Source organism: Streptomyces sp. NBC_00005 (assembly GCF_045160215.1).
In the GTDB taxonomy this organism is placed as follows: Bacteria; Actinomycetota; Actinomycetes; order Streptomycetales; family Streptomycetaceae; genus Streptomyces.
Map to the genome: position 1 here is coordinate 9,706,359 of NZ_CP108316.1, position 25,522 is coordinate 9,731,880.

At 71.3% G+C, this 25,522-nt stretch carries 20 protein-coding genes; 11 read left to right on the plus strand and 9 right to left on the minus strand.

The window, feature by feature from the left end; translation table 11 throughout:
* Positions 1 to 63 precede the first annotated feature (63 nt).
* Both OG303_RS44285 and OG303_RS44290 read left to right on the plus strand, forming a co-directional pair.
* A complete protein-coding gene (locus tag OG303_RS44285) occupies positions 64 to 414 on the plus strand; it encodes a trypco2 family protein (protein ID WP_405875625.1) in 351 nt (116 codons plus the stop codon).
* A 434-nt stretch (positions 415 to 848) separates the two neighbouring features.
* On the plus strand, positions 849 to 1,367 hold the full coding sequence (locus tag OG303_RS44290; RefSeq protein WP_405875626.1) for a GNAT family N-acetyltransferase: 519 nt from the start codon (positions 849 to 851) through the stop codon (positions 1,365 to 1,367).
* Between the two features lie 244 nt (positions 1,368 to 1,611).
* On the opposite strand, the gene OG303_RS44295 is transcribed toward OG303_RS44290, so the two are convergent.
* The 4 genes from OG303_RS44295 to OG303_RS44310 form a co-directional block, all read right to left on the minus strand.
* A complete protein-coding gene (locus tag OG303_RS44295; protein WP_405875628.1) occupies positions 1,612 to 2,220 on the minus strand; it encodes a DJ-1/PfpI family protein in 609 nt (202 codons plus the stop codon).
* A 116-nt stretch (positions 2,221 to 2,336) separates the two neighbouring features.
* Positions 2,337 to 4,511, minus strand: coding sequence for a GH92 family glycosyl hydrolase (locus tag OG303_RS44300; protein WP_405875630.1), 2,175 nt, complete (start codon positions 4,509 to 4,511; stop codon positions 2,337 to 2,339).
* A gap of 210 nt (positions 4,512 to 4,721) precedes the next feature.
* On the minus strand, positions 4,722 to 6,170 hold the full coding sequence (locus tag OG303_RS44305) for an arabinose isomerase (protein WP_405875632.1): 1,449 nt from the start codon (positions 6,168 to 6,170) through the stop codon (positions 4,722 to 4,724).
* A 35-nt stretch (positions 6,171 to 6,205) separates the two neighbouring features.
* Complete coding sequence (locus OG303_RS44310; protein WP_405875634.1) at positions 6,206 to 7,504, minus strand: MFS transporter; 1,299 nt, start codon at positions 7,502 to 7,504, stop codon at positions 6,206 to 6,208.
* 251 nt (positions 7,505 to 7,755) lie between these two features.
* On the opposite strand from OG303_RS44310, the gene OG303_RS44315 reads away from it, so the two are divergent.
* Entirely contained in the window at positions 7,756 to 11,790 is a 4,035-nt protein-coding gene (locus OG303_RS44315; RefSeq protein ID WP_405875636.1) for a glycosyl hydrolase, read from the plus strand.
* On the opposite strand, the gene OG303_RS44320 is transcribed toward OG303_RS44315, so the two are convergent.
* Together OG303_RS44320 and OG303_RS44325 are read right to left on the minus strand one after the other, a co-directional pair.
* Positions 11,773 to 12,792, minus strand: a complete 1,020-nt coding sequence (locus OG303_RS44320; protein ID WP_405875638.1) for a LacI family DNA-binding transcriptional regulator — start codon at positions 12,790 to 12,792, stop codon at positions 11,773 to 11,775. The genes OG303_RS44315 and OG303_RS44320 overlap by 18 nt on opposite strands.
* A 108-nt stretch (positions 12,793 to 12,900) precedes the next feature.
* Positions 12,901 to 13,779 carry an alpha/beta fold hydrolase gene (locus OG303_RS44325; RefSeq protein WP_405875640.1) on the minus strand — a complete coding sequence of 293 codons (879 nt, stop codon included), beginning with the start codon at positions 13,777 to 13,779 and terminating at the stop codon, positions 12,901 to 12,903.
* A 154-nt stretch (positions 13,780 to 13,933) separates the two neighbouring features.
* On the opposite strand from OG303_RS44325, the gene OG303_RS44330 reads away from it, so the two are divergent.
* Positions 13,934 to 15,919: a BTAD domain-containing putative transcriptional regulator gene (locus OG303_RS44330; RefSeq protein ID WP_405875642.1), complete on the plus strand. Its 1,986-nt coding sequence runs from the start codon at positions 13,934 to 13,936 to the stop codon at positions 15,917 to 15,919.
* A gap of 9 nt (positions 15,920 to 15,928) precedes the next feature.
* On the opposite strand, the gene OG303_RS44335 is transcribed toward OG303_RS44330, so the two are convergent.
* The gene (locus OG303_RS44335; RefSeq protein ID WP_405875643.1) at positions 15,929 to 16,285 is read right to left on the minus strand and encodes a cupin domain-containing protein; all 357 of its coding nucleotides are present in this window, start codon (positions 16,283 to 16,285) and stop codon (positions 15,929 to 15,931) included.
* Positions 16,286 to 16,480: 195 nt separating this feature from the next.
* Here OG303_RS44335 and OG303_RS44340 point away from each other — a divergent pair, with 195 nt between their 5' ends.
* Both OG303_RS44340 and OG303_RS44345 read left to right on the plus strand, forming a co-directional pair.
* Positions 16,481 to 17,959, plus strand: coding sequence for a glutamate--cysteine ligase (locus tag OG303_RS44340; RefSeq protein WP_405875645.1), 1,479 nt, complete (start codon positions 16,481 to 16,483; stop codon positions 17,957 to 17,959).
* A gap of 165 nt (positions 17,960 to 18,124) precedes the next feature.
* On the plus strand, positions 18,125 to 18,631 hold the full coding sequence (locus tag OG303_RS44345; protein ID WP_405875647.1) for a SigE family RNA polymerase sigma factor: 507 nt from the start codon (positions 18,125 to 18,127) through the stop codon (positions 18,629 to 18,631).
* Between the two features lie 15 nt (positions 18,632 to 18,646).
* Here OG303_RS44345 and OG303_RS44350 read toward each other — a convergent pair whose 3' ends face one another.
* The gene (locus OG303_RS44350) at positions 18,647 to 19,171 is read right to left on the minus strand and encodes a hypothetical protein (protein WP_405875648.1); all 525 of its coding nucleotides are present in this window, start codon (positions 19,169 to 19,171) and stop codon (positions 18,647 to 18,649) included.
* A gap of 108 nt (positions 19,172 to 19,279) precedes the next feature.
* Here OG303_RS44350 and OG303_RS44355 point away from each other — a divergent pair, with 108 nt between their 5' ends.
* Entirely contained in the window at positions 19,280 to 20,497 is a 1,218-nt protein-coding gene (locus OG303_RS44355; protein WP_405877776.1) for a glycosyltransferase, read from the plus strand.
* 8 nt (positions 20,498 to 20,505) lie between these two features.
* Positions 20,506 to 21,750 (plus strand): hypothetical protein, encoded by a 1,245-nt coding sequence (locus OG303_RS44360; RefSeq protein WP_405875650.1) that lies wholly within the window; start codon positions 20,506 to 20,508, stop codon positions 21,748 to 21,750.
* A gap of 52 nt (positions 21,751 to 21,802) precedes the next feature.
* Here the strand turns inward: OG303_RS44360 and OG303_RS44365 are convergent, their stop codons facing one another.
* A complete protein-coding gene (locus tag OG303_RS44365; RefSeq protein WP_405875652.1) occupies positions 21,803 to 22,981 on the minus strand; it encodes an FAD-dependent monooxygenase in 1,179 nt (392 codons plus the stop codon).
* 322 nt (positions 22,982 to 23,303) lie between these two features.
* On the opposite strand from OG303_RS44365, the gene OG303_RS44370 reads away from it, so the two are divergent.
* From OG303_RS44370 to OG303_RS44380, 3 genes are all read left to right on the plus strand, one after another.
* Positions 23,304 to 23,432 carry a hypothetical protein gene (locus OG303_RS44370; RefSeq protein WP_405875653.1) on the plus strand — a complete coding sequence of 43 codons (129 nt, stop codon included), beginning with the start codon at positions 23,304 to 23,306 and terminating at the stop codon, positions 23,430 to 23,432.
* A gap of 148 nt (positions 23,433 to 23,580) precedes the next feature.
* Complete coding sequence (locus tag OG303_RS44375) at positions 23,581 to 24,312, plus strand: dienelactone hydrolase family protein (RefSeq protein WP_405875655.1); 732 nt, start codon at positions 23,581 to 23,583, stop codon at positions 24,310 to 24,312.
* A 234-nt stretch (positions 24,313 to 24,546) separates the two neighbouring features.
* Positions 24,547 to 25,506 carry a LysR family transcriptional regulator gene (locus OG303_RS44380; RefSeq protein ID WP_405875657.1) on the plus strand — a complete coding sequence of 320 codons (960 nt, stop codon included), beginning with the start codon at positions 24,547 to 24,549 and terminating at the stop codon, positions 25,504 to 25,506.
* Positions 25,507 to 25,522: the final 16 nt, after the last annotated feature.

Genomic DNA, 25,522 nt, shown 5'->3' on the forward strand with positions numbered 1-25,522 from the left:
TGCGTCCCTAGACTTGTGACCAGCTTGGATCGGTCAATCTACGGAATTCGGCGGTGTGTTGACATGGGGGATACGGAACCGGTCGGTCTCGCGGAGGCCATCGGCACGGTTCGTGCGGAGTTGGCGCGGGCCCAGGCCGAAGGCGCGGAGAGCGACTGGCGGTTCAGTGTGGAGCAGGTCAGCCTGGAGTTCTCGGTGCAGTTCCACCGGGCCGGCGAGGGCGGTGCGGGTCTGCGCCTGGGCGTGGTCGAGGCGCGTCTCGGCGGCTCGGTGAGCCACGACTCCACCCACCGCATCCAGGTCGACCTCAAGCCGCTTCCCCGCCCCGACGGCCGCCACCACGAGGTGAGCCGCGAAGACCCGGCCGCCCAGCGCCGACCGGGCCCGCACGGCGGCAACCTGTCCCGCGGCTAGGCCGTCTTCGGCAGGAGTCCGAACGCACCTGCTGTGTCGCCCGTCGTCGGTCGTGGGCGACAATGCCCGCACGATGACGAGGGGGGCGGCGTGGATCGGGACATCATGAGGTCGTACGGGAGAGGACTCGCCGCGTTCCTGGCACGCGCCGTGCTGGGGACGGCAGCTCTCTCGATCGTCACCTCGATGTATCTCATCGCCCTGCCGCACGGCTGGGACACCGCGACCTCCTGGGACGACATTTGGCTGCGCACTTCATGGATTGCACGTGTCGTCGTCCCTGCTGCCGTCTGCACACACTTCGTGGCCTACCTCTCCGACCGCGCCCGGAACCGAAGGCGTGCTGCCGGGCCACCTCCGCTCCGGCCCCAGTGGCGGCCTCGAGCGAGCGGCGACGACCGATCCCGAACCGCCAAGCGTGGAGGGCAGCACCGTTGACCCTGCCGACCAGCACGGACACCACGGCGGAGTTGCAGCTCCTGCGTCCGGACCATGCCTCTGCGCTCCTCGCCTTCGAGCGGGAGAACCGGGCCTACTTCGCCGTGACAATCCCTGACCGCGGCGACGACTACTTCGCCAGGTTCGACGAGCAACTCCATGCCCGGCTCGCCGAGCAGGAGGCGGGTACGTGCTTCTTCCATGTGCTGGTCGGTGCTGACGGCGAGGTGCTGGGGCGCGTCAACCTGGTGGACCTCGCGGACGGCGGCGCCGACCTCGGGTACCGGATCGCGGAGCGCGCCGCGGGCCGGGGACTGGCCACCTGGGCCGTGCGGGAGCTGTTCGGCCGTGCCGTCGACGGGTACGGGCTGACCTTCCTGAAAGCCGCGACCACCCTCGACAACGCGGCGTCGCGGGCCGTTCTGGCCCGCACGGGGTTCACCGTCGTCGGCACGACGAAACTCTCCGGCCGCCCGGGCCTGACGTACCGTCGCGAACTCTTGCCGCCGGGGTGACAGGCGCCCCTCAACGGCAGAGCGCCGAGTCGTGCCCGCGCCGAACGCGGGCCCGGCGTCACGGTCGTAGACGATCACCTCGGAGAGCGTCGTGCTGTCCGTGCCCCCGTCGTCGTCGGCCACGGTGATCACCGGACGGTGGATGCCCGCCCTGGCGTAGGCGTGTTCGGCGCGGCACCCGTCGCCGGAGCCGGTGATCCTGCCGGTCGTCGGGTGAGTGCCGTCCTTCCAGTCGGAACAGGCGTCAGCTGAGAGCGACTTCGCCCGTGTGGACGGCACGCATGGCGCGCTCGACGGTCTCCTCGTTCTCGCCGACCGGAGCCACGTAGTCGACGACGTCGCGTGCGGCGTCCTCCCCGAGCGTGCGGCTGATCACCCACGCGCCGAGATACTGCGACGCCAGGCAGCCGCCCGCGGTGGCGATGTTCCCCTCGGCGTGGAACGGCACGTCCAGCACGGTGACGCCGGCGGCTTCGACGAAGGGGCGGCTCTTCCTGTCCGTGCAGGCGGGCATGCCCTTCAGCAGGCCGAGCCGGGCGAGCACCAGCGCGCCGGAGCACTGCGCACCGATCAGCTGTCGCGCGGGGTCGAGCGGCAGCCGGGAGATCAGCCGGTCGTCGGCGACCACGTCCCGCGTCTTCACCCCGCTGCCGATCAGCACGACGTCGGCCTCGGTCACGAACTCCATCGGTCGCTGCCCGGCCACCTCGACGCCGTTCATGGACGTGACCACCGGCGTCGGCGTCGTGATGAAGGCCTCCAGGCCGTCCCTTCGACACCGGTTGATCAGCGCGGAGGCGATGAAGCTGTCGAGCTCGTTGAATCCGTCAAAGGTGACGACGGCCACCTGCATGGCATCTCCTCCAGGTAGGACGGGAGACGCAGTGTCGCAGGCGCGCTGTGCCCGGGTCGCGGGCCAATGGGGGATCGGTGGCTCGGGTATCGGTGCCGTGGCCGCACCCGGACCGGTCAAGGAGACGTCAGCCGGTAGCGGAGTGTGCCGCCCCTGGTCAGGAAGGTGTCGGGCAGGAACGGGGTGCGGACCGGGTGTCCGTCGAGTTGCATGGACTGCACGCGCGGGTTCGTCGCCGACGCGTCCGGGGCGAGGACCGTGAGATCGACGCCATTGCCGCGGTGCACGGTGGCGGATGGGAAGAGGGGGCTTGCCAGGGCGAGTTGGGGGCTCCCCGGAACCTGTGGATACATGCCGAGGAAGGCCCAGACGGCCCAGGACGACATGGCGCCCAGGTCGTCGTTGCCGACGAGACCGTCGGGGCGGTCGGCGAACAGGGTGGTGAGTGCGCGCCTCACGGTGTCCTGGGTGCGGTCGGGGCGGCCCGCGTAGTCGTAGGTCCAGGGGGTGTTGAAGGACGGTTCGTTGCCGAGATAGGCGTACGGCTGCTCGGCGCCCGCGTTGAGCTGGGTGAAGAAGGTGTCCAGACGGGACGTGACCGCGGCGTCGCCGCCCATGGCGGTGAACAGGGCGGGCATGTCGTGCGGGACCATCCAGGTGTACTGCGCCGCGTTGCCCTCGACGTAGTCGGTGCGCTGGGTGGGGGTGAAGGCCGGCCAGGTCCCGTCGGCGGCGCGGGGCTGGAGATAGCCGCTGGCCGGGTTGAACAGGTTGCGCCAGTTGCCGGAGGCGCGGGTGAGCGCCGCCTGGGCGTCCGTGTCGCCGAGGCGTCCGGCCAGATGGGCGAGCGCGGCGTCGGCGACGGCGTACTCCAGCGTGGTGGCCGCACTGCCCCAGACGCCCTTGGCCCCGGCCGGGATGTAGCCCAGGGTGTCGTACTGCTTGTGTCCCGGGCGCTGCCTCTCGTCCTCCCGGCCCGCCACGGCCGTGCGCAGCAGCGCCTCCGCGTCGAAGTCCGTGCCGCCGAAGGCGTGGATCGCGGCGGCCATGGCCGGCAGCGGGTCGCCGACCATGACGCGGGTGCCGCCGTTCGCCAGCGTCCATCGATCGAAGTACCCGGCCTGGCGGCCCTGGTCGAGGATCGACTGGGCGACGTCGGACGCCTCGCGCGGCGCGACCAGGGCGAGCAGCTGGACCTGGGAACGGTAGACGTCCCAGCCGGAGTAGTTCGCGTACTGCACGTGCCCGGGCCGGGTGCGGTGGACCAGGCCGTCCATCCCGCGGTAGCGGCCGTCGGCGTCGCTGAAGGCGCTGGGGTGCAGCAGCGAGTGGTAGAGCGCGGTGTAGAACACCCGGCGCTGGGCCTCGGTGCCTCCGCGGACGGCGATCCTGCCGAGCCACTCGTTCCAGCGGTTACGGGCGGCACGCTGCAGGAGGTCGTACGAGCGGCCCCCCTGCTCCACGTCGGCATTGCGTCGGGCGGCGTCGACGTCGACGAAGGACACGCCCACCCGCGCGGTCACCGTACGGGTTCCGGGTGCGAAGGAGACGTACGCGCCGGAGGTCTTTCCGTCCAGGGGCTCGGTGTGGGCGAAGGGGTGGTCGAAGACGGCGTGGAAGTAGAGCCGGTAGCGGTTCGTGGAGCGGCAGAAGCCGCCGCTGTCGGTGTAGCCGGACAGGGTGCGCGACCCGATGGTGATGTTCCCGGTGGCCTTGTTGAACGCCCGTCCCGCGTCCACCGTCAGCGCGGCAGGCTTCGCGTCGTTTGACGGATAGGTGAAGCGGGCGACGCCCGAGCGCCGGGTGACGGAGATCTGCGTACGGATGCCGTTGTCGAACTTGACGCCGTAACTGCCCGGCGACGCTTCCTCGTTGGCGTGGGAGAAGGTGGCGTGGCGAAGGGCGGGTTCCGGGTCGGGGCGGCCGGTGAGTGGCATGAACGGCACGTTGCCGTAGTCGTCGCAGCCCGCGCCGGAGATGTGGGTGAGGCTGAAGCCCTGGATCCGGTTGTCCTCGTACGCGTACCCGCCGTGCTGGTGCGTGACCGTGTCGGGGCTCCACTGGATCCCGCCCAAGGCCGCCGAGGCACCGGGGAAGGTGTTCCCCGCCCCTCCGCCATGGCCGAAGTCGGTGCCGCCCGGAGCCGTGCCCACGAACGGATTGACGTAGCCGGCGGGATCGGCCGCGGCAGGTGAGGGCTCGGCGGTGGAGGGTGTGGAGGGCGCCGCCTGGACCGGCGAGGCCAGCAGGACGGCCGAGGCAAGGGCAGCCGCGACGGGGTGCAGGCGCACGAAGCTCTCCTCGAGACGGTGGACGTCGCGGTGGCGTACGGCGACGGACTGCCCACCTTCCCGACCGGACCGCGTGCCGGAGCGGAGCCTTGCCGTGGGACAGGCCACGGATCAGGCTCACGGCGCAACGCAGGGGAACGAAGGAGCAGAGTTCAGTGACGCCGGGCGAGGGTGGCGCCGGGGCTGATCACCATGCCGAAGCCATCCCGCTCACACCTCCCGGTGGTCGATGCCGAGCAGGCTCGCCGCGGCCCGGAAGTCGGCGGTGTGGTGGCCGACCGCGAGGGACCAGTGGTGGCCGACGCCCGTGGCGCTCCACGCGTCGACCCATTCGCCGGGGTCACGGCCGAAGTCGACACGGCTGGTGGTGTTGCCGATCTCCAGCAGGGGACCGGGGACGACGGTGCCCTCGGAGGTGATGAAGGCGAGGCTGCCATCGGCGTCCTGGCCGAGTCCGAGGAGGGTGACCGGGCCGTGCCGCACGTCGAGCTCCACGCTGACGCCCCAGCCGCGCTTGCCGTGGTAGACGCCCAGCCCGCGCAGCAGCGGTCCGCGGGCGCCGACGGCGAGGTGGGCGGGCCCGTCGTGGCCCATCTCCACGACGCCGTCCTCGAAGTTCAGGGCCTGGATCTCGGTGAAGGAACCCCCGGCGCCGACGCTCTGCGAGGCCAACTGGGCGACGCTGGTGCGCAGTTCGTACTCGCCGGCCGCGGGTACGCCCCGCGCGGTGAGCAGGGAGGCACCCAGGATCATGCCGGCGCCGAGCCGCTCGTGCAGTTCGCCGTCGAGACCGCGGTGGTAGTAGGCGAGCGTGTCGAGACCGAAGTCCTCGACGAGCCGGTCGAGCGCGACGGACACGGTCGCTCCCCACGCGAAGTCCTCGTCCACCACGCTGTCGTCGAGGGTGAAGACCTTGCGGGCCAGCGCCATCCGGTCGCGGGTCTCCGCCTCCGTCACCCTCTCCACCCGGTGCCGCAGGTCGTCGAACTCCAGCACCTCGACGTGCGAGCCGAACGTCGTGGGCAGCAGGGTCGGATCCGTCGACACGTCCAGCATGCCCGGATAGAGGTGACCCATCAGGCCGTGCCGGGCGTGCCTCAGCGCGGCGCGGACGTGTGCGGCGCGGATCCACTGCCCGATGCGCTCCCAGGCGGACTCCTGGCGCAGCCAGCCCGAGACCGACCGGAAGGGGATGCCGGCCCGCCGGAAGACATTGCCGACCTCGGGCACGGAGCACTGCGCGCAGTAGGCCAGCCAGGCACCCGTGTCGAAGCCGGCGTGGTCCATCCGCTCCGACGGCTGGAGGTCGACGACCAGCACGGGGGTGTGCGAGCGCCGGGCGATCGGCAGCACCATCGACGAGGTCAGATACGTCGTCAGGAACAGCACGATCAGATCGCAGTCCGTGCGGCGCAGCTGCTCGGCCGCGGCAGCGCCCTCCTCGGCGTCGGAGACGAAACCGACGTCGGTCACCTCGGCATCCATGTCCTGCAGGCGTTCGGTGACGTACGCGGCCGACTCCTTCAACTGGGGCAGGAGACCCGGGAATTGGGGCCAGTACGTGCCGAGCCCGCCGGCGACCAGGCCGATGCGAGTACGGCGGCGGCGCACCGGAGGGAGCAACTCCCGCAGGGACATGGAGTGTTCGGCAGCTGTCATGACTGTGGGTGCTCCTTCGGAGGTCCGCTTCGGATTCACGCCCGGGCCACTCCCAGATCCGCCGGGGCGGCAGCGGCACCGGGGGAACGCCGGATGAGGACACGGATGACGTACACGCCCGCGACCGCCGACGCCGCCATGCAGAACGTGATCGACCAGAGCAGGACGGACGCGCTGTACTCCATCAGGGCGGGCGTGACGAAGGCGACGCCCGCGAAGACTCCGCGCGACAGGGCGTAGGTGAGGCCCTGGGTGGTGCCGCGGGTGTCCGGAGGCAGCGTGAGCTGTGACCACACCTTGTAACTGGCCTCTCCCGCAAAGGGGTTGGAGATCTGGTAGAGCACGAAGAAGACGAGCATGCCGACGAGGGCGCCGGCCGTGAGGGAGGCGATGCAGAAGGCGACGATCTGCACGACCGTGAACACGTAGAACAACCGGTCGCGCCAGGGGGTGTCGGCGATCCGGACGAAGACGAAGGTCAGCACCAGCGCGATCGGGAGGAAGGCCAGGTTGATCCCGGTGGCCAGGCTCTGCGAGGCGCCGCTGACCGTGACCAGCAGATAGGTGCCGAACTGGCCGAAGGTGTTGGCGCCGATGCCCCAGGTGACGTAGTAGACGAAGGTCGCGGCCATCGGCAGCAGCGCGGCACGGTTCCACACGTTCTTCAGCTCGGTGCCGCGGGGGGCGGCCAGCGCGGCCGCCTCCTCGGTCACCTCGGTGTCCGACGGCTCGTCGGCCAGGTTGAGTCGGGAGCGGAGCTGCCAGGTGACCAGCGACGCGAGGGCCAGATGGCCGGTGATGAGCCGCGCCCCGGTCATGCCCGTGTCCGACAGCAGGTAGCCGAGGAAGATGACGACGACGATGCCCGCCACCCACATGACCTGGGTGAAGGACACCAGACGTGCCCGGCCTTCCGGAGGCGCGGCGTCCGAGACCACGGCCAGGGACGTCGGCAGATCGGCACCGGCCGCAAGGCCCGCCACCAGCACGCCGACGAAGAGCACGATGTCGTTCGGCGCCAGCGTGATGACGACCGCGCCCAGCGCGAAGCAGAAGATGTCCCAGTTGTAGACACGGCGGCGCCCGAACATGTCGGCCAGCCGCCCGCCGACGAGGGAGCCGACGGCGATGCAGCCGGTGACGATCGCGCTGATCGCACCCGCCATCCACACGCCCATGTCGTAACTGTCCCGGTAGATGGCCAGGTTGACGGCGATGCTGACGATGAGTGCGGCGTCGAGGTAGGAGGCCATGCCCGACAGGGCCGCGACCTTCCAGAGGTGTTGGGGGATGGGCTGTTCGGCGTGCTCGGGAGCGGTGCGGGTTCGGACCATGATGCGACTCCGTCGTCTGGGGAATGGCCGAGCGGAGGAGGACGTCGCGGCTTGGGGCCGGGTCGCAGTGAATATAGGTTTCAAAAAACGTTCCAACAACCCCTCTTGCGCAGATCCGGCGGAAACGGCAGCCGATCGGAAGAGCGCTCCACGTCTGGCGCGTGCGCAGCAGCTCGCCTACCGTGAAACTGGTGTAAAACGTTTTCCAGATCCGTGAAGGTGTCCGAGCCGCACTCGGAAGGACCGCAGTCGTGATCTCCCCCGCGCTGCACCAACTGTTCGACGACCCGCCCCGGGACTTCGGCCCCACCCCGCTGTGGTGGTGGTCGGGCGCGAGGGTCACCCGCGAGCGCCTCGCCTGGCAGATGCGCAGGTTCGCCGACGGCGGCATCCACAATCTCGTGGTGATCAACCTGGCGCCGGCCGGACCGAGTTTCGGCGCCCGCGCCGACGAACCGGCGTGGTTCGGCGAGGAGTGGTGGGCACGCTTCACCGAGGCCTGCGAGATCGCCCGGGAGCTGGGCACACGCCTGTGGTTCTACGACCAGATCGGGTTCTCCGGCGCCAACGTCCAGGGCGGCGTGACCCGTTGGCATCCCGAGGCGGCAGGCCTCGCCCTGCGCTCGCGAAGGGCGAACATCTCCAACGGTGCCGTCTCCCTGGGGAGTTCGGAAGTCCTGGTGGGCGCGTACTCCGCGAAGGGCCGGCGCCTGCCCGTCACCGGCACCGTCTCCGGCACCGCGCGGATCGCGGCCGCCGAGGGCAGCGAGGTGGAGCTCGTCACCGCCGTCCCCACGGCGTTCGACTACCTGGACCCGCAGGCCGTCGGCCTGTTGATGGACGCAGTCCACCACGAGTTCGACCGCCGGGTCCCCGAGTACCTGGGCAACGTCATCGCCGGAAGCTTCCAGGACGAACTGCCCGGCACCAACTCCTGGAGCCGCGGCTTCCCCGAGGAGTTCCTCGCCCGCCGCGGCTACGACCTGCTCGACCACCTACCGGCCCTGTTCAGCGACACCACGGAGAGCACGGAGACGACGGAGGCCAGTGACGGCGCCGTCACCACTGACGGCACTGACACCGCTCAGGCGGCGAAGATCCGCGCCGACTACTACGCGGTCCGCGCCGAACTCACCGAAGAGGCCCTGTTCAAACCCCTCGCCGCCTGGCACGACGAACGCGGCATGCTCCTGGGCTGCGACCAGAGCCACCCCGCGCGCTCCGGCTTCCCGGCCCAGTCCACACAGATCTACACGGACTACTTCCGCACGCATCGCTGGTTCGGCGCCGCCGGCAGCGACCACCACGGTGACTCCAAGGTCCACTCCTCCATGGCCCACCTCTACGGCCACGAGCGCGTCTGGATCGAGGCGTTCCACTCCTCCGGCTGGGGCGGCACCCTCGAGGACACCTACGACTGGCTCCTGCCGTTCCTGCGCAGCGGCGCCAACCTGTACAACCCGCACGCCAGTTACTTCGGCACCGCGGGCGGCTGGTTCGAATGGGCGCCGCCGTCCACCGACTGGCGCCAGCCCTACTGGCAGCAGTACCCGGCCTTCGCCCGGGCCGTCGCCCGGATCTGCTCCCTCATGTCCTGGGGCACCTACAGCGCCGACGTCGCGGTCCTGCACCCCACCGCCACCATGCAGGCCCTCATCCCGCTGGACGCGCCCGTCAAGCACTTCGGCGACGGCCGTCTCGGCGCCGCCTACGCCGACGTCGACGAGACCCAGCGGCACTACCTGGACCTGTGCGGCACCAACAACTGGCTGCGCCCCCGGATCGGTGCCCTGGACCGGCACCGCGTCTCCTTCGACGTCATCGACGACGCCTCGGTGCAGCGCGCCACGGCCACCGAAGGCGCCCTGCGGATCGGGGAGTTGACGTACACCGCGGTTCTGCTGCCCTCGGCGAGCGTCCTGGAGGAGGGCACGGCGCGCAGGCTGACCGAACTGCTCGACGCCGGGGGCAGGGTAGTGGTCGTGGGCCGCCCGCCGAGGGCCGCGGCCGGCCTCGCCGGTGACGACTCCGTCGTAGCGACGCTGGATGCTCATCCGAGGCTGGAGCGGGTGCGTGACGCCGAGGCAGGCGGGGCGGCCGTGGCCGACGCCGCCGGGTACGCGACGGGTGACGTACCGCTGCTCGTCAGGCGGAAGGGCGACGAAGCGGTCGCCCTGGTGACCGGGGCCTTTCCCGATGCGCGTACGCATCCGCCCAGGGGCAACCATGCCATCGACCCCGCGCGCTACGCCCCCACCACGTCCGTCACCGTGCATGCCCCGGTCGCCGAGGCCGAGGTCTGGAACCCGGCGACGGGCGCCCGACACCCCGCGTGCGTCACCGTTTCCGACGGTGTCTCGACCCTCGACGTGCCGCTGGCAGGCGCCCCCGCTGCCCTCGTCGTATGGCGCGAAGGCACCCCGACGCCTCCGACGCCCGCACCACCGCTCGAACCGGCTCGGACCATCGACGTGTCGACCGGTTGGGAGGGCCGCCTGGTTCCGACCATGGACAACACCTGGGGCGACCTTGCGCTGCCCGCGGGTTCGTCGGTCGACGAGCCGCAGATCTGGACCATGCGGTGGACCGAGTCCGATGCCCCCGACGCGCGTGGGGAGCAGACGCGGGCGACATACGGCAACCGGGCACGCGTCCTGCCTCCCGTGCCCGCCCAGAAGGCCCCCGCCCCGCTGGACCGCGCGTCCGTCGCACGGGTCCTGGCCGGAGGGCTGCCCCTTGTGCCGTGGGACGAGAGCTGGCCCGTGACGCTGTTCTCGTCGAGCCGCGGGATCCCGGATCCGGACGGGTTGTTGGGCAACAAGGGGCTGGTGGCCGAGGAGTTCGTACGTGTCCCCGTGCCGGGCGGCGGAACCGTCGCCCGCGTCCGCGCGATCGTCGAGACCGACCACCGCGGACCGGCCGATCTGCACGTCGGCGCGGCGGCCACCAAGCGCGTGTGGTGGAACGGCGAGAGGCTGGCCACGGGCAGCGGATATCTCGCCTCCGCCCGGCTGGAGGTGGCGCAGGACCGCAACGTCCTGGAGTACGAACTGTCCGACGCCCAGGACCGCCCGGCACAGATTTCGGCCAACGCCCATGCCCCGCTGGGCAGTTACTTCTGCCTGTCGCGCCCGGACGGGTTCGCGCCGCGCCCCCGGTTCATGTGTCTGCCCGAAGGTGTACGGCCGGACGGCGGCGTCACCTATCGCGGGCACCTGCGTGTTCCTGACGGCGAAGCGCGGGCGGTGCTGGTGGTGGGTGCCGCGGCCGGGGTCACCGTGCTGCTCGACGGCGCCGTGGTGGCGCGGCAGGAGAAGGTCGAGTACTACGAGTCCGACTGGGGCGCGGTGCCGATGTTCTTCCGCCACGAACCGACCCTCGGGGCGGGCGATCACGTGCTCGACGTCGTGGCCGACAGCGTCCGCGCACGGGACGCGGTGTTCGTGGACTTCGTGGCCTGCGCGGGATCCGAGGTGACCGCGCTGGTCAGCGGAGTCGGCTGGGATGTCGGCACGGGGGAGTGGCGCGGCCGTACCGTCGAACACGAGGGCAGGTGGGGCGAGTTGCAGCACTGCCACGCCGCCGTACGTCCGCACCCGTTGCCGGACACCGCGTGGCTCACCGGTGAACCGGCACTGGGTACCGCCGTACTGCCGCTGCGCTCCACCGACGACGTCCGCGAGAGCGCACAGCGCTTCCGCTTCACCGTGCCGTCGGGCACCGTGTCGCTCGACCTGCCGCTGGAGCTGCCCGCGCGGGTGAGGATCGGGAAGGGGCCCCAACGACCGCTTGACGGACAGAAACTGACGCTGGATCACCCACTCCAACAACCCACCGAGATTGAGGTCGTCACAGTCCCCACGACCGTGTTGCGGGGTGGCTCCGCCTGGCGCGGGCCGGTGCGCGTCCGTACCGTTGCGGCGCCGCTGTCGCTGGGGGACTGGCGGTCGGTGGGGCTGGGCAGTTGGAGCGGCGGTGTGACGTACTCGCGTGAGGTGGAGGTGCCCGCCGGGCCGGATCCGGTGCTCGACCTGGGGCGGGTGCGGGGGAGCGTCGCGGTTCTCATGGACGGTGAACCCGTCGGCGAGGCGTTCTGCGCTCCGTACCGCTTCGAACTGCGCGGGGCCGCCGGGCGCACCGTGCGGATCGACGTGACCGTCCACAACACACTGGCCCCGTACCTCGCCGAAGCCACGCCGACCGCCTGGGCCTTCCCCTCCCAGCTCGCCTCCGGGCTGCTGGGACCGGTGGAGCTCCGTATCCAGGACTCAGGCGCCGGAAAATGACAGGGTCGAGTCCCGCACGATCAGTCCGGGCGCGAACACCCTTGTCTCATGGGCGTGTTCGGCGCGCGCCTCCACCTCGTCGAGCAGCATCTCCACGGCCGCCCTGCCGAGATCCTCGACCGGCTGGCGGACCGTGGTCAGGGTCGTCCCGACGAAGCTCGCGATGTCGAGATCGCCGTAACCGACCACCTGCACGTCCTCGGGAACCTTCACACCCCGTTCGGCCAGTCCACGGCAGAGCCCGGCGGCGAGGAAGTCGTTCGTGCAGAACACCCCGTCGGGCAGGTCGTCGAGCCCACGCGCGATCTCCGTGCCGTACGCCACCGTCATCTCCTCGGCGACCACCTGCCCCAGGCGCGCCTCACGCCGGCTGCGCACGGCCTGCCGGGCGCCCTGGTACCGGTCGGCGCACTGCCGTATGGCGCGTTCCCCGTTCACGACGAGGATGTCGCGCGCTCCGCAGGCCAGTAGATGCTGCACGGCGATACGGCCGCCGGCGATGTCGTCGACGGAGACGGAACAGCCGTCCTGGGCCGGCATCGCACGGTCCGCCAGCACCAGCGGGATGCCGCGTTCGCGCAGTCGTGTGAGGCGGGTGGGGTCGGCGCTGAGCGGGACGACCACGGCGCCGACGGCCCGCTGTTCGACGAGCATGGTGAAGTAGCCCTGCTCGCGCGCCGGTTCGTCGGCGCTGTGGCAGAGCGCGAGGGAATAGCCGTGGTCGTAGGCCGCGTCGGCGGCACCTCGTGCGATGCGCGAGTAGAACGAGTTGGTCACGTCGGGCAGGACCAGGCCGATCGAGGACGAGTGTCCCGTCCGCAGTCCGGCGGCTCCGGGATGGGGAACGTAGTCGAGCGCCGCGACCGCGTCGCGGACCCGCTCGGCGGTACGGGCGTTGACGCGCTCGGGGCGGTTCAGCACGTTCGACACCGTCGACACCGAGACTCCGGCGGCTGCTGCGACGTCCTGGATGCGGGCGGGGCGAACCGGCATGGCGTCCACCCCCTCGCTGTGGCAGCCGTGCGACCAGGCACGACGCGGTCCTCATGGGCGCCGTCAGTCTACCCCGGCCGCGGCTAAAACGTTTTTAGTGCTCGCGGGGCGGCCAACTCAGCGAGCGAGCAGTTTCCTGAGTTCCTCGGTGACCTGCTCGGGGGCTTCCTCCGCCATGAAGTGACCGACTTCGACGGTGCGGTGAGCCAGATCCGGTGCCCAGGCCGACCACAGGGCGCGGGCGTCGAAGCCGAGCGCCGCGCCCCAGTCCTGCTGGAGCACGGTCACCGGCATGGCCAGCAGGTTGCCCGCGTCCCGGTCGGCCTGGTCGTGCTCGACGTCGATGCCCGCGGAGGCCCGGTAGTCGGCCACGATCGAAGGCACCGCTTCCCGGCACGCGGTCAGGTAAGCGGCGCGAACGGGCGCGGGAATGGCCTCGGGGTCAAGGGCCCAGAGGTCGAGGAAGTGACCGAAGAAGGCGTCCGCATCGGCGGCGATCATCCGTTCCGGCAGGCCCGGAGGCTGTGCCATCAGGTAGAGGTGGAAACCCACGGCGGCGGTGGTGCCACGCATCACCTGCCACATGTCCAGCGTCGGGAGCACGTCCAGACTGGCCAGGTGGGTGACGGCGGCAGGGTGGTCGAGCCCGGCGCGGAAGGCGACCAGGGCACCGCGGTCGTGCCCGGCCAGCGCGAACCGTTCGTGGCCGAGCGCGCGGGCCAGGGCGACGGTGTCGGCGGCCATGGTGCGTTTGGCGTACGTGGCCCCGTCGGTGTCGGAGGGCTTGTCGCTGGCGCCGTAGCCGCGCAGGTCGGGGCAGATCACGGTGTGGTCGGCCGCCAGGTCGGCGGCGACGTGCCGCCACATCAGGTGGGTCTGCGGGAAGCCGTGCAGGAGCACGATCGGGCTGCCCGAGCCGCCGACGGCGGTGTTGAGGGCGACGCCGTCGGCGACCTGGACGCGCTGGAGGTCGAAGCCCGGAATGGTCGGTGTCACGGTGTGCTGCTTTCGTGAGTGCGGAGGAAGGACGCCTGCCGATGGGCGGACACGAGTGCAGTGCCGGTGGGCGGACACGACCGAGCCTCCCGCGCGCGAATCAGCATCCGATCAGCACGTACTGTGGCGGGCGGGGCAGGCGCGGGAGGTGAGGATGGAACCGATCACCTTCGGTGTGCTCGGGCCGGTGGTGGCCTGGGACGGCGCCGGCGGCGTTCTCGCGCTGAAGGGCCCACGGCACCGGGCGGTGCTGGCCCGGCTCATCACGGCGCGCCGGCGGGTGGTTCCGGTCGCCCGCCTGGTGGAGGACCTGTGGGACGAGCCCGGTCCGGGCGCGGTGGGGGCCGTGCAGACCTTCGTCGCCGCACTGCGCCGGGTCCTGGAACCGGACCGCCCGGCCCGCGCACCGGCCCGGTTGCTGGTGACGGAGGGCCCCGGGTACGCGCTGCGGGCAGCACCGGAGACCGTGGACGCCTGGCGGTTCGAGGCGTCCGTCGTGGCCGCCGCGAAACTGCCGCCCGCGCAGGCGCTGCAACAGCTCGCGGGAGCACAGGAGTTGTGGCGCGGCCCCGCCTACGCCGAGTTCGCCGACCAGGACTGGGCCCGTGGCGAGCGTTCGCGCCTGGTCGAGCTGCGGCTGCGGGCGGTGGAGCAACGGGCCCAGGCCCAGCTGGACTTGGGCTCGGCGGCCGAGGCCGTACCCGACCTCGATGCCCACGTGACGGACCACCCCTGGCGCGAGAACGGCTGGCGGCTGCTGGCCCTCGCGCTGTACCGCACGGGCCGCCAGGCGGATGCGCTCGCCGTGCTGCGCCGGGCCCGGGCCATGCTGGCCGAGCAGTTGGGCGTGGACCCCGGTCCCGAACTGCGCCGTCTGGAGACGGACATCCTCACGCACGACCCACGCCTCGGCCTCCCGGCCGAACCGTCCAGCGCGGCGGCCCGGCTCTGGACCCAGGTGGCCACGGACTTCGACCGTACGGTCGCTGCGGGCGCCCGGGCCCGGCTGGAGTCGACGATCGCGCTGGTCCGCAATCTCGCGGTGACCGGAGGCGGCGGGCTGCGCGCGGCCCAGGAGCACCGGCTCGCGGCCATCACCGCGGCCGAGGAGTTCGGTGATCCGGACCTGACCGCCCGGGTGATCGGTGCCTACGACGTCCCCGCGATCTGGACCCGCAGCGACCACCCCGAGCAGGCACGGCAGATCGTCGAGGCCGCCGAGCGCACCCTGGCGGCGCTGCCGGACGACGACGCCCACGAAGCGGAACGCTGCCGGCTGCTGGCCACGGTCGCCCTGGAGATGCGCGGCACCCGTTCCCCGCGCGGTCCGCGAGCCGCACGCGAGGCGGAGGAGCTCGCCCGTCGGATGGACGATCCCACGCTGCTGGCGTTCGCCCTCAACGGGGCGTTCATGCAGTCCTGCACCCGGGCAGGTCTCGCGGCGCGGCGGGACGCGATCGGCGCGCAGCTGGTCGAACTGGCCGCACGGCACGGCCTGGAGAACTTCGAGGTGCTCGGCCACCTGATCCGGATGCAGGCGCGCGGCGCGCTCGGCGACTTCCCGGCGGCGGACGGGCACGCCGCCGCGGCGGATCGTCTGGCCGAGCGCCACGAACGGCCGCTGGTGAGCGTCTTCACCCAGTGGTACGGCGCGCTGCGGCTGACCGCCGCCGGACGGACGCCACAGGCGAAGGCCGCCTACGACGCCGCCGCGGCACGGCTGCCGGGCGCGGGCATGCCCGGCTTCGAGAACGGTCTGCGGCCCCTCACCGGGCTGTGCCTGCGCCTGGCCGACGGCACGACATCCGCAGGTCAGGCCGCCGAGCACATCGACCAGGACGCGGACTGGGGCCCGTACCGGACTTGGATCGAGCCCTACGTCCACCTGCGCACCGGCGCCCGCACCGACGCCCTCGATGCACTGCACGCGCTCCCGGAACCACCCGCGGACCTCCTCTACGAGGCGCTGTGCTGCCTGCAGGCCGCGGTCGCACTGGAACTCGGCGACCGCACGGTACTGGCGCGACTGCACACCCGTCTGTCGCCGGCCGCGGGTGAACTCGCGGGCGCGGGCAGCGGGTTGATCAGCCTCGGCCCGGTGGACCGCTGGCTCACCGCCATCGGCGAAGCCCTCGCCTGACGGACGCCGTCACGACTGCCGTGCGTGGCCGTGGACACGGATCACGAGCATCCGTACGCCTTCCGTGCTCGTCCACGGCCCGTGCTCCATCCCCGGATGCCGGTAGGCGTACATCCCTGCCGTGAACGTCTCGCCGAGGCGCAGGTCGGTGAGGGAGCCTTCGAGGACGTACACCTCCTCGAAGTAGTCGTGCCGGACCGAGCCCTGCCCGCTGGTGTCCGTCCCCGGTTCGTACCGCTGCAGCACCGTCGCGTCCCCGGTCTCCGGGTCCACGGCCAGCACCTGCTCCCACACGCCGTCGGAGGCCCCGGGCGGTCGCTGCCAGGGCGCTTCGGGGTGGTGGAACTCGGACTGCGGTCTGCTCATCGGCACATGCCCCTTCATGGTGTTGACCGGGTTCAGCCACGATAGTCACCGAGTTCAGCACGGACGCCGCGCTCTTCACCCTCTGTCGTTGCGTCGACCACGTTCTGTGAGTGACAGGTCGATGTGTGTGCGGGATCCCGTCAAGGTGGGACTCTGGGACGAGAGGTATCCGCCGAGGGCACTCGGGAGGGCCCGATGGGACGTGACGTACCCGCCCTGGTGTTCACGCGGGAGGACCGCCGGCAGTACCGGGACAAGATGCACACCTGCCTCGACGTGCTGGAGCAGATGCTGCGCGAGTCGGGTTTCGAGAGCGAGCGCCCCCAGGTCGGGCTGGAGATCGAGCTCAACCTGGTGGACGGCGACGGCCTGCCCGTGATGCGGAGCACCGAGGTTCTCCAGGCGATCGCCGACCCCGCCTGGGCGAGCGAGCTCGGCCGCTTCAACCTGGAGATCAACATTCCGCCCCGGCAGCTGACGACCGGCGGCCCCGGCTCCTGGGAGCGGGAGATCCGCGACGCGCTCAACCACGCCGAGGAACGCGCCTCGGCCGTCGGCGCGCACCTGATCATGATCGGGATTCTGCCGACCCTGGGGGAGTCGGACGTCGGCGAAAACGCCCTGTCCGGCGATCCGCGCTACCAGTTGCTCAACGAGCAGATCTTCGCGGCACGCGGCGAGGACCTGCGGATCCGGGTGGACGGCGTGGAGCGCCTGTCGATGTACGCCGACGCCATCACCCCGGAGGCCGCCTGCACCAGCACCCAGTTCCATCTGCAGGTCGCCCCCAAGGAGTTCGCGGACTACTGGAACGCGGCCCAGGCCGTCGCGGGCGTACAGATCGCCCTGGCGGCCAACTCGCCCTTCCTCTTCGGCAAGGAGCTGTGGCGCGAGACCCGTATCCCCCTCTTCGAGCAGGCCACCGACACCCGTCCCCAGGAGATCAAGGCCCAGGGAGTACGGCCTCGCGTGTGGTTCGGGGAGCGGTGGATCACCAGCGTCTTCGACCTCTTCGAGGAGAACGTGCGCTACTTCCCGGCGCTCCTGCCGCTGTGCGACGAGGAGGACCCGCAGGAGGCACTCGACGGCGGCGGCGTCCCGCAACTCGGTGAACTCACGCTGCACAACGGCACGATCTACCGATGGAACCGCCCCGTCTACGCCGTCACCGACAGCGGCCCGCACCTGCGCATCGAGAACCGGGTCCTGCCCGCGGGCCCCACCGTGGCCGACATCATCGCCAACGGCGCCTTCTACTACGGCCTGACGCGCGCCCTCGTCGACGAGGACCGGCCGGTGTGGACGCGGATGTCCTTCGCGGTCGCCGAGGAGAACCTGCACGCCGCGGCCCGCGACGGCATCGACGCCCGCCTGTACTGGCCCGGCAGTGGTGAAGTGCCCGTCACGGAACTGGTGTTGCGGCGCCTGCTGCCCCTGGCCCACCGGGGCCTCGAACTGGCCGGCATGGACGCGGCATGGCGCGAACCCCTGCTCGGCGTCATCGAGCAGCGCTGCGTCACCGCCCGCAACGGCGCCCTGTGGCAGGCGGAGATGGTGCACCACCTGGAGAAGGCCGGCACCTCCGACCGCCACGAGGCGCTGCGGCAGATGACCACCACGTACATGGACTACATGCATCTGAACGCGCCCGCACACACGTGGCCCGTGGACTGACCGGCGACCGAGCACCCGACTGACCAGTGGCCGAGCGGCCACGACGGCGTCATGCCGTGCCCGAGGCGGGATGTAACCCGGATCACAGGGGCGAAGTGCATCGCAGTGAGGTGCCCACCGTCTTTCCCTAGGTGTAGGGGGCTGGTCGGAACGGGGACGGTGCGTGTGGAGCAGAGTCGAGCCGAGGGGTTCGACGGGTTCGTGGCAGCCCGCTGGTCGGCGCTGTTCCACCTCGCCCGTCTGCTCGTGGGAGGCGATCGGCACCGGGCCGAGGACCTGCTCCAGGAAGCCCTGGTCAAGCTCTGGTTCGTCTGGCCCAAGATCGCGGAGGAGGCCCCCGAGGCATACGTACGCAAGGTGTTGGCGCGGGCGGCGGCACGCTCGGCGCGGCGGCGCTGGTGGGGTGAGCGCCCGGTCGAGCAGCTGCCGGACCTGGCGGAGGTGGGCGATGTGTCCGCCACCGTGGCGGAGCGCTCCCGGCTGGAGTCCGCACTGGCCCAGTTGCCGCCCCGGCAGCGGGCCGCGGTGGTGCTGCGCTACTACCAGGACCTGTCCGAGAAACAGGTCGCGGAGGTACTGGGGTGCCCGGTGGGCACCGCGCGATCCCACGCCTCGCGCGGCATCGCGCGACTGCGTCGCATCCTGTCCGACGTCATCGAGCCGGTGGGGTGAAGGGGAACCGATGGATCACTTCGAGCAGGAGCTGGCGCGGATGATGCGCGACTCCCAGGAGCACACCCCCTTCGAGGCCGGGCACCAGGCACGTCTGCGGTCCGGAGTGCGGGCCCGCCGCCGTGCCCGCGCGGTACAGAAGGCCGCCGGGTCCGTCCTGGCCGTCGCCGGACTCGGCATCGGCTTCTTCATGCTGCCGCACGACCCGGGCGAGAACAGGCCGCAGGCTCCCCTTCCGCGGCCCGCGACGATCCCGGCGTCCCCCAGTCCGACTCCGACCCGCACGCCGGACGCGTCCCCGAGCGGCACCTCGACCGTGAGCCCCACCGGGACCACGGGGGAGCCGTCCGCTCCCACCACGGCGCCTGCCACGACCGGGAGTTCGGCCACGGTGTCCTCGGACCCGACCGCGACCAGGACCCAGGCGCCACCCTCCGACACCGGGACGCCGACCGCACCGGCGACACCGTCGAGCACGCCTTCCACGGCGGAGGCGTCGGTGTCGGGCGCCTCGGTGGACTCCGGATAGCGGGGGGCCACGCCCTCTCCCCGCCCCCTCATCCACAAGCCCTGATCGCAGCACTGCCGCGAGTGACTTCGGCATGCCCTGCGACGGAACTCGAACCTGGACAGATCGTGACAAATTTGATGGACCAACTGCCGCTCCGTACGCCCGTGTCGGCGCACCAACGGGAGCCCGTCCTGGACGTGGTCGTGCCGGTGTTCAACGAGCAGAGAGACCTGGAGCGGAGCGTACGGCGGCTGCACGCGCATCTGCGCGAGACCTTCCCGTACCCGTTCCGGATCACCGTCGCGGACAACGCCAGTACCGACGCCACCCCGCGGATCGCGGCCCGGCTGGCCGCCGAACTGCCCGAGGCGGAGTGGCTGCGGCTGGCCGAGAAGGGGCGGGGCCGGGCGCTGCACACCGCGTGGTCGGGTTCGCGGGCGCCGGTGCTCGCGTATCTGGACGTGGACCTGTCGACCGACCTGACCGCGCTGCTGCCGCTGGTCGCCCCGCTGATCTCCGGGCACTCCGACATCGCCATCGGCACCCGCCTGGCCCGCGGCTCCCGGGTGGTGCGCGGCCCCAAGAGGGAGGTCATCTCCCGTTGCTACAACGCCCTGTTGCGCTCCACCCTCGCGGTGGGCTTCACCGACGCGCAGTGCGGATTCAAGGCCGTGCGGCGCGATGTCGCCGAACGGCTGCTGCCCCTGGTGAAGGACCCCGAGTGGTTCTTCGACACCGAGTTGCTGGTGATCGCGGAGCGCGCCGGACTGCGCATCCACGAGGTGCCGGTCGACTGGGTCGACGACCCCGACAGCCGGGTCGAGATCCTGGCCACCGCGCTGGCCGACCTGCGCGGCATCGCCAGGATCGGCCGGGACCTGGCCCGCGGCACGCTCCCGACGGCGGGACTGCGCCGAAGCACCTGCGAGCCGCCGAGCGGCCTGACCGGCCAGTTGCTGCGCTTCGGCGCGGTGGGAGCCGTCAGCACCCTCGGATACGTACTGCTGTATGCGCTGTTGCGCCCCGCAGCGGGCCCGCAGGCCGCCAACGCGCTGGCGCTGCTGCTCTGCGCTCTCGCCAACACGGCCGCGAACCGGCGGCTCACCTTCGGGCTGCGCGGCCGCGGCGGGGCACTGCGCCACCAGGCCAAGGGCCTGCTGGTCTTCGTGGTCGGCCTGGCCCTCACCAGCGGATCACTCGCCGCGCTGCACCACCTGGCGCCCGGCGCGGCCCGCGCCACGGAGGTCGGGGTGCTCGTCGCCGCCAACCTGGCCGCGACCCTCCTTCGCTTCCTGCTCCTACGGGCCTGGGTGTTCCCCACCCGCCGCCGCGGGACGGGATCCACGGCCGTATGAACCGGACCATGACCCCGATCGACCGCCCCGACGTCGGCTCCTTCGTGCGCGCAGAGGTGGTCCGCGGCGCCAACCTGCGCCGTGCGGCCCGGCATTACGTCCCCGTACTGGCCATGTACGGCGCCCTGAAGCTCATCGGCTTCTCCGTCTTCATGTACCTGCTGGACTCCGCCGGGGACTTCCGGAAGAAGGACCCGCGCTTCGGCGGCGGCGCCCACGCCTGGGACGTACTGGCCAGCTGGGACGGCTGGTGGTACCAGCAGATCGCCGCCCACGGGTACGACCCCGCGCTCGTCCGGGTCCCCGGCGCCACCGGACTGATCACCCTGGAAGGCAACTCGGCCGCGTTCTTCCCGCTCTACCCGGCGATGATGCGACTCGTCTCCAACGGCACGGGCCTCGGTCTCTACGGCTCCGGCCTGCTGGTCTCGGTCCTCGCCTCGTTCGTCGCCGCACTGGGCATCTACGCCGTCACCGCCCGGTTCGGCGGTCGGCGCGCCGGGCTGGCCGCGGCCGGACTGTGGGCCGTCTGGCCCGGATCCGGCACCGAGTGGTCGGGGTACTCGGAGTCCCTCTACATCGCCCTCGCCGTCTGGACCTGCCACGCCGTCATGAGCGACCGCTGGCTCACCGCAGGCGTTCTCACCTTCGCCGCGGGCCTGGGCCGACCCACCGCCGTAGCGCTCATCGCCGCCCTCACGGTCGCCGCGCTGCGAGCGCTCCACCACCGCCAGGAAGACGTCGCACGTCCCATCGCCGCGATACTGATCGCGCCGCTCGGACTCTTCGGCTACCTGCTCTGGGTCGGCGACCGGATGGGCGACCTCGGCGGCTACTTCAAGCTGCAGAAGGGCGCCTGGGCCCACACCTTCGACTTCGGCAAGCAGACGCTCGACGTCTTCACCTCCCTCGCCGTGGGCCGCTCCGACTACCTCTTCCCGTGCCCCGTCGAGGACTTGATCGGTGCGATGACCGTCCTGCTGGGTCTGCTCCTGATCCCTCTCCTGATCCGACTGCGCCCGCCGGCCGTCCTGACCGTCTACACGGTCCTCACCTTCGCCCTGGTCCTGGGCAGCCAGCAGATCTTCGGCAACGTCTCCCGCTACCTGCTCCCCGCCTTCCCCCTGTTCATCCCCCTCGCCGTCCGACTGCGCACCCTCGGCCTGCCGTTGCTGTGCGCACTGCTGGGCATCACGGCGGTGGCGTCGGGCTCGTACGCGGGGTACGTGCTCTTCGAACTGGGGGTGCCTTAGAGGCGGAGGGTGCCTCGCAGAGAGAGCCGGATGGCCACCTCTGCCTGGGAGTTCACCAGGTCGCCCGCTCGTCGAGGACGTCGGCCGCCCACGCGGTCGCGACTGGCATGAACCGGTGCTCGGCCGCGTGCGCCGCCATGCGGGCGTTCCGCGCCCGGGCCTCGGCCCCGTCCGGCAGGTGGAAGTCCTCGCCCGCGCGCGCCGAACGGGCCTGCATGTTCGTGGCGGTCGCCAGGCGCCTGCGCACGTACCGGTCGAGGGCGTCCGGCACTTGGGCCGGCGTCGCACCCGCGAGGCAGTCGCCGAGCACCGCCGCGTCCAGAATCGCCTGCGCCGCGCCCTGGGCCTGGAACGGCACCATCGCGTGGGCACTGTCGCCCAGCAGCGTCACCCGTCCGACGTTCCACCGGGCGAGCGGGGCACGCGTGTAGATGCCCCAGCGGAACACCTGCCCCGTGCGTTCCAGGGCGCCGCGCACCCGGGGGTCCCAGCCGTCGAACGTGCGCAGTTGCTCGCCCGGCTCCGCCTCGGCGGTCCACGACTCCGTCGCCGTGTCCGTCCCGAACACGGCGACGATGTTGAGCAGTTCGCGACGGCGCACCCAGTAGTGGACGAAGTGCCGCCCCGGCCCGAGCCAGACCCCGGTGTCCGGCAGGTCGAGATCGGCCACGTCGTCGGCCGTGAGCAGGGCCCGGTAGGCGGCGGTCCTCGAGAAGACCGCCTCGTCCGCACCGAAGAGCCACTGGCGGGCCGCGGACCGGATCCCGTCGGCGGCCACGACCAGATCCGCGGCGAGACGCTCACCGCTCGCCGTGGTCACATAGGCGGCCCCGTCGTCCTGGTCGATTCCCACGGCAGGGGTGTCCAGACGCACCGACTCGGGTGGCACCGCAGCGGCCAGTGCCTGTTGCAGATCGGCGCGGTGGACCTGCAAATACGGCGCCCCGAACTCGTCCTCGACCTCATGTCCCAGCGCGTAACGGCAGATCTCGGCCCCGTCGGACCAGGTACGGAAACTCACGTGGGAGGGACGGGCGGCCTGTGCGGCGACGGCGCCGAGCAGGTCCAGTCGACGCAGTACGCGCGTGGCGTTGGGCGCGAGCTGGATCCCGGCACCGGCCTCGGTGAACCGCGGCGTCTGCTCGACGAGCGTGACCTCATGGCCGGCGCGGTTCAGGTTCAGCGTCGCGGCGAGTCCCCCGATGCCCGCCCCCACGACGATCGCTCTCATGGCACGACCTCACTTCGGCAGACCTCGGACAGAGTACGAACGGAACTCCACCGCTGTACAAGCTGTTTCCGGCCAGGAGAGGAGCGCGCCGCCGCTGCTCCTTCGGGCCGAGCGGGCCGGGGGCGCGCGGTCCACCGGTGCGGGCGCCGCCCGTGGCGTGCCCATGCTTCAACTACCCGTGTGCAACGGCAATTTGACCGTGACTTCGTACTCGGTCGTGAGGTAATGTTCAAGCAAAGAAGCGTTCGCGGTCGCCAAGTGGATCGCGACAGAGCACAGTTCGAAGGAGGCAAGGTTGTTCGATCTCCGGACAGAGGCAGAGATGAGGCTGCACTCCGAGAAGACGGCCAGGGAACTCGCCCTGAAGAAGCAGCGTGACGAGGCCGACAAGGGGCGCACGACCACCGAAGCGACCGTCGTCACCACAGACGAAAAGACGCCGGAGGAGTAACGCCCTTCGTGGTACGTTCGGCCCGCCGCGTACCGCTGCGAATTCGAGGAGGTGAGACCGATCAACGCTGTGACAGGTTGGGGCTCCCTCCTCTCTTGCGTGGGCTAGGGAGCGCCCGCAAAAGGCATCCCGAAAGGCTTGAAACGCCATGCGCTTCGCCTCCCAGACGTCGTCGGACGGCGTCACCGAACAACCCTTCACTCTCGGCGAGATCCCCGGCGTGCTGTGGACGCCGGAAGACGCCCGTGGCACTCGCCCCCTGATCCTGATGGGACACGGCGGCGGGCAGCACAAGAAGGCCCCCGGCATCGTCGGCCGTGCACACCACTTCGTCGCCGAAGGCGGCTTCGCGGTCGCCGCGATCGATGCGCCCCACCACGGTGAGCGGCCCAAGGGCGAGGAGTTCGACCGGATCGCGACCGAGATGCGGGCAGGTATGGCCGCCGGCGGGAATCCGGCCGAGCTGGTCGCCACCATGCACGCCTTCCTGGCCGGACAGGCCGTGTCCGAATGGCAGGCGGTTCTGACCGCGGTCCAACAACTCGACCACGTCGGCAGCGGTCCGGTGGGCTATTGGGGTGCGTCGATGGGCTGCGGGCTCGGTGTCCCGTTCATCGCCGAAGAACCCCGAGTCCGCGCCGCGGTGCTGGGCCTGCTCGGCGCGGCCACGCTGACCGGCGTCGCCGCGCGGATCACCGTGCCGGTGCGGTTTCTGGTCCAGTGGGACGACCAGATGGTGCCGCGGGCCCAGAGCCTGGCGTTGTTCGACGCCATCGGCTCGGCCGAGAAGACACTGCACGCCAACCCCGGCAAGCACGGAGATCTGCCGCGCTTCGAGACGGACAGCGCACTGCGGTTCTTCGCCCGGCATCTGAGCTGACAGAGGTCCGTCATCCTCGACGCGCCGACCGGAATCCGTTCCCGGCCGGCGCGTTCGGCCCATCCGGCACAAGAGCAGACCCCACTCACCGGGGTCGCGTTTCGGGCGATGCGGCTCCCCGGAGGAGTAGCGGCATCGGGGCAGGGGAAACACTCGCCTCGCCGCGTCCGGGGGCCACTACGACCACGGAACGGCTCGGCGCGCCAAAGGCATGGCGGCGGGGGGAGTGGACGGATGGAGCTGGAGCTGCGGCATCTACGCGTCCTGTGCGCGATCGACGATGCGGGAAGCGTGGGCCGGGCCGCCTCGGACCTGGGCTACTCGCAACCCGCCATGAGCACCCAACTCCGGCGGATCGAGCGGCACTTCGGAGAGCCGCTCTTCGAGCGGGGGGCCACGGGGGTGAGGCCGACACGGTACGGCACCGAGGTCGTCGCCCAGGCACGCGACGTCCTGGCCCGGGCCGCCGCGATCGGGCACCGTCCGGCCGCCGAGGTCGCGAGCAGCCGTAGGACCCTGCGCGTGGCGGCGACCAATTCCCCGGTGCTGTCCGGCATGGTTTCGCGGGTCCGGGCCCGGCTGCCGGACGTCTCCCTCGCCGTGAGCAGCGTGTACGCCTCCTCGCGGATCGTCGAACTCCTCGAGGACGGCGCGGTGGACGCGGCCGTCGCCGCGGACTACCCCGGGATGGAACTGAAGCATTCGGACGCGGTGACGCACCGCGGGATCGTCACCGAGCCCACGTTCGTGGCGCTGCCCACCCGCCATCACCTCCGGCACCGCGCTCAGGTCTCGCTCGCCGAACTGGCCGAGGACGCCTGGTTCCTGACACCGGACGACGGAGCGGGCTGGCCGGGCGTCTTCTACACGGCTTGCGCGGCGGCCGGGTTCTCGCCGGTCGCCGTACACGAATTCCTGGGCGACCAGCTGCAGTTGCAGGGCATGATCGCCGACGGCCTCGGAGTGTCCGTCGTACAGGCGACACTGCGACCGATCCCCGATGTGGTGATCAAACCGTTGATCGGTACACCGTTGTGGTGCCGTTATGTGCTGGCCTGGCGCCCTGACGCGGTCGCCGGGGAGGTGACGGAGACGCTGTTCCACTCCGCCGCCTCCGCGTATCGCGAACTCGCCGGACAGTCTCCGCACTTGAGGGCGTGGGCGGCGCGGACTTGGCGGGTGAGCGGGGCGTAGGTGGGTGCCGGATGTT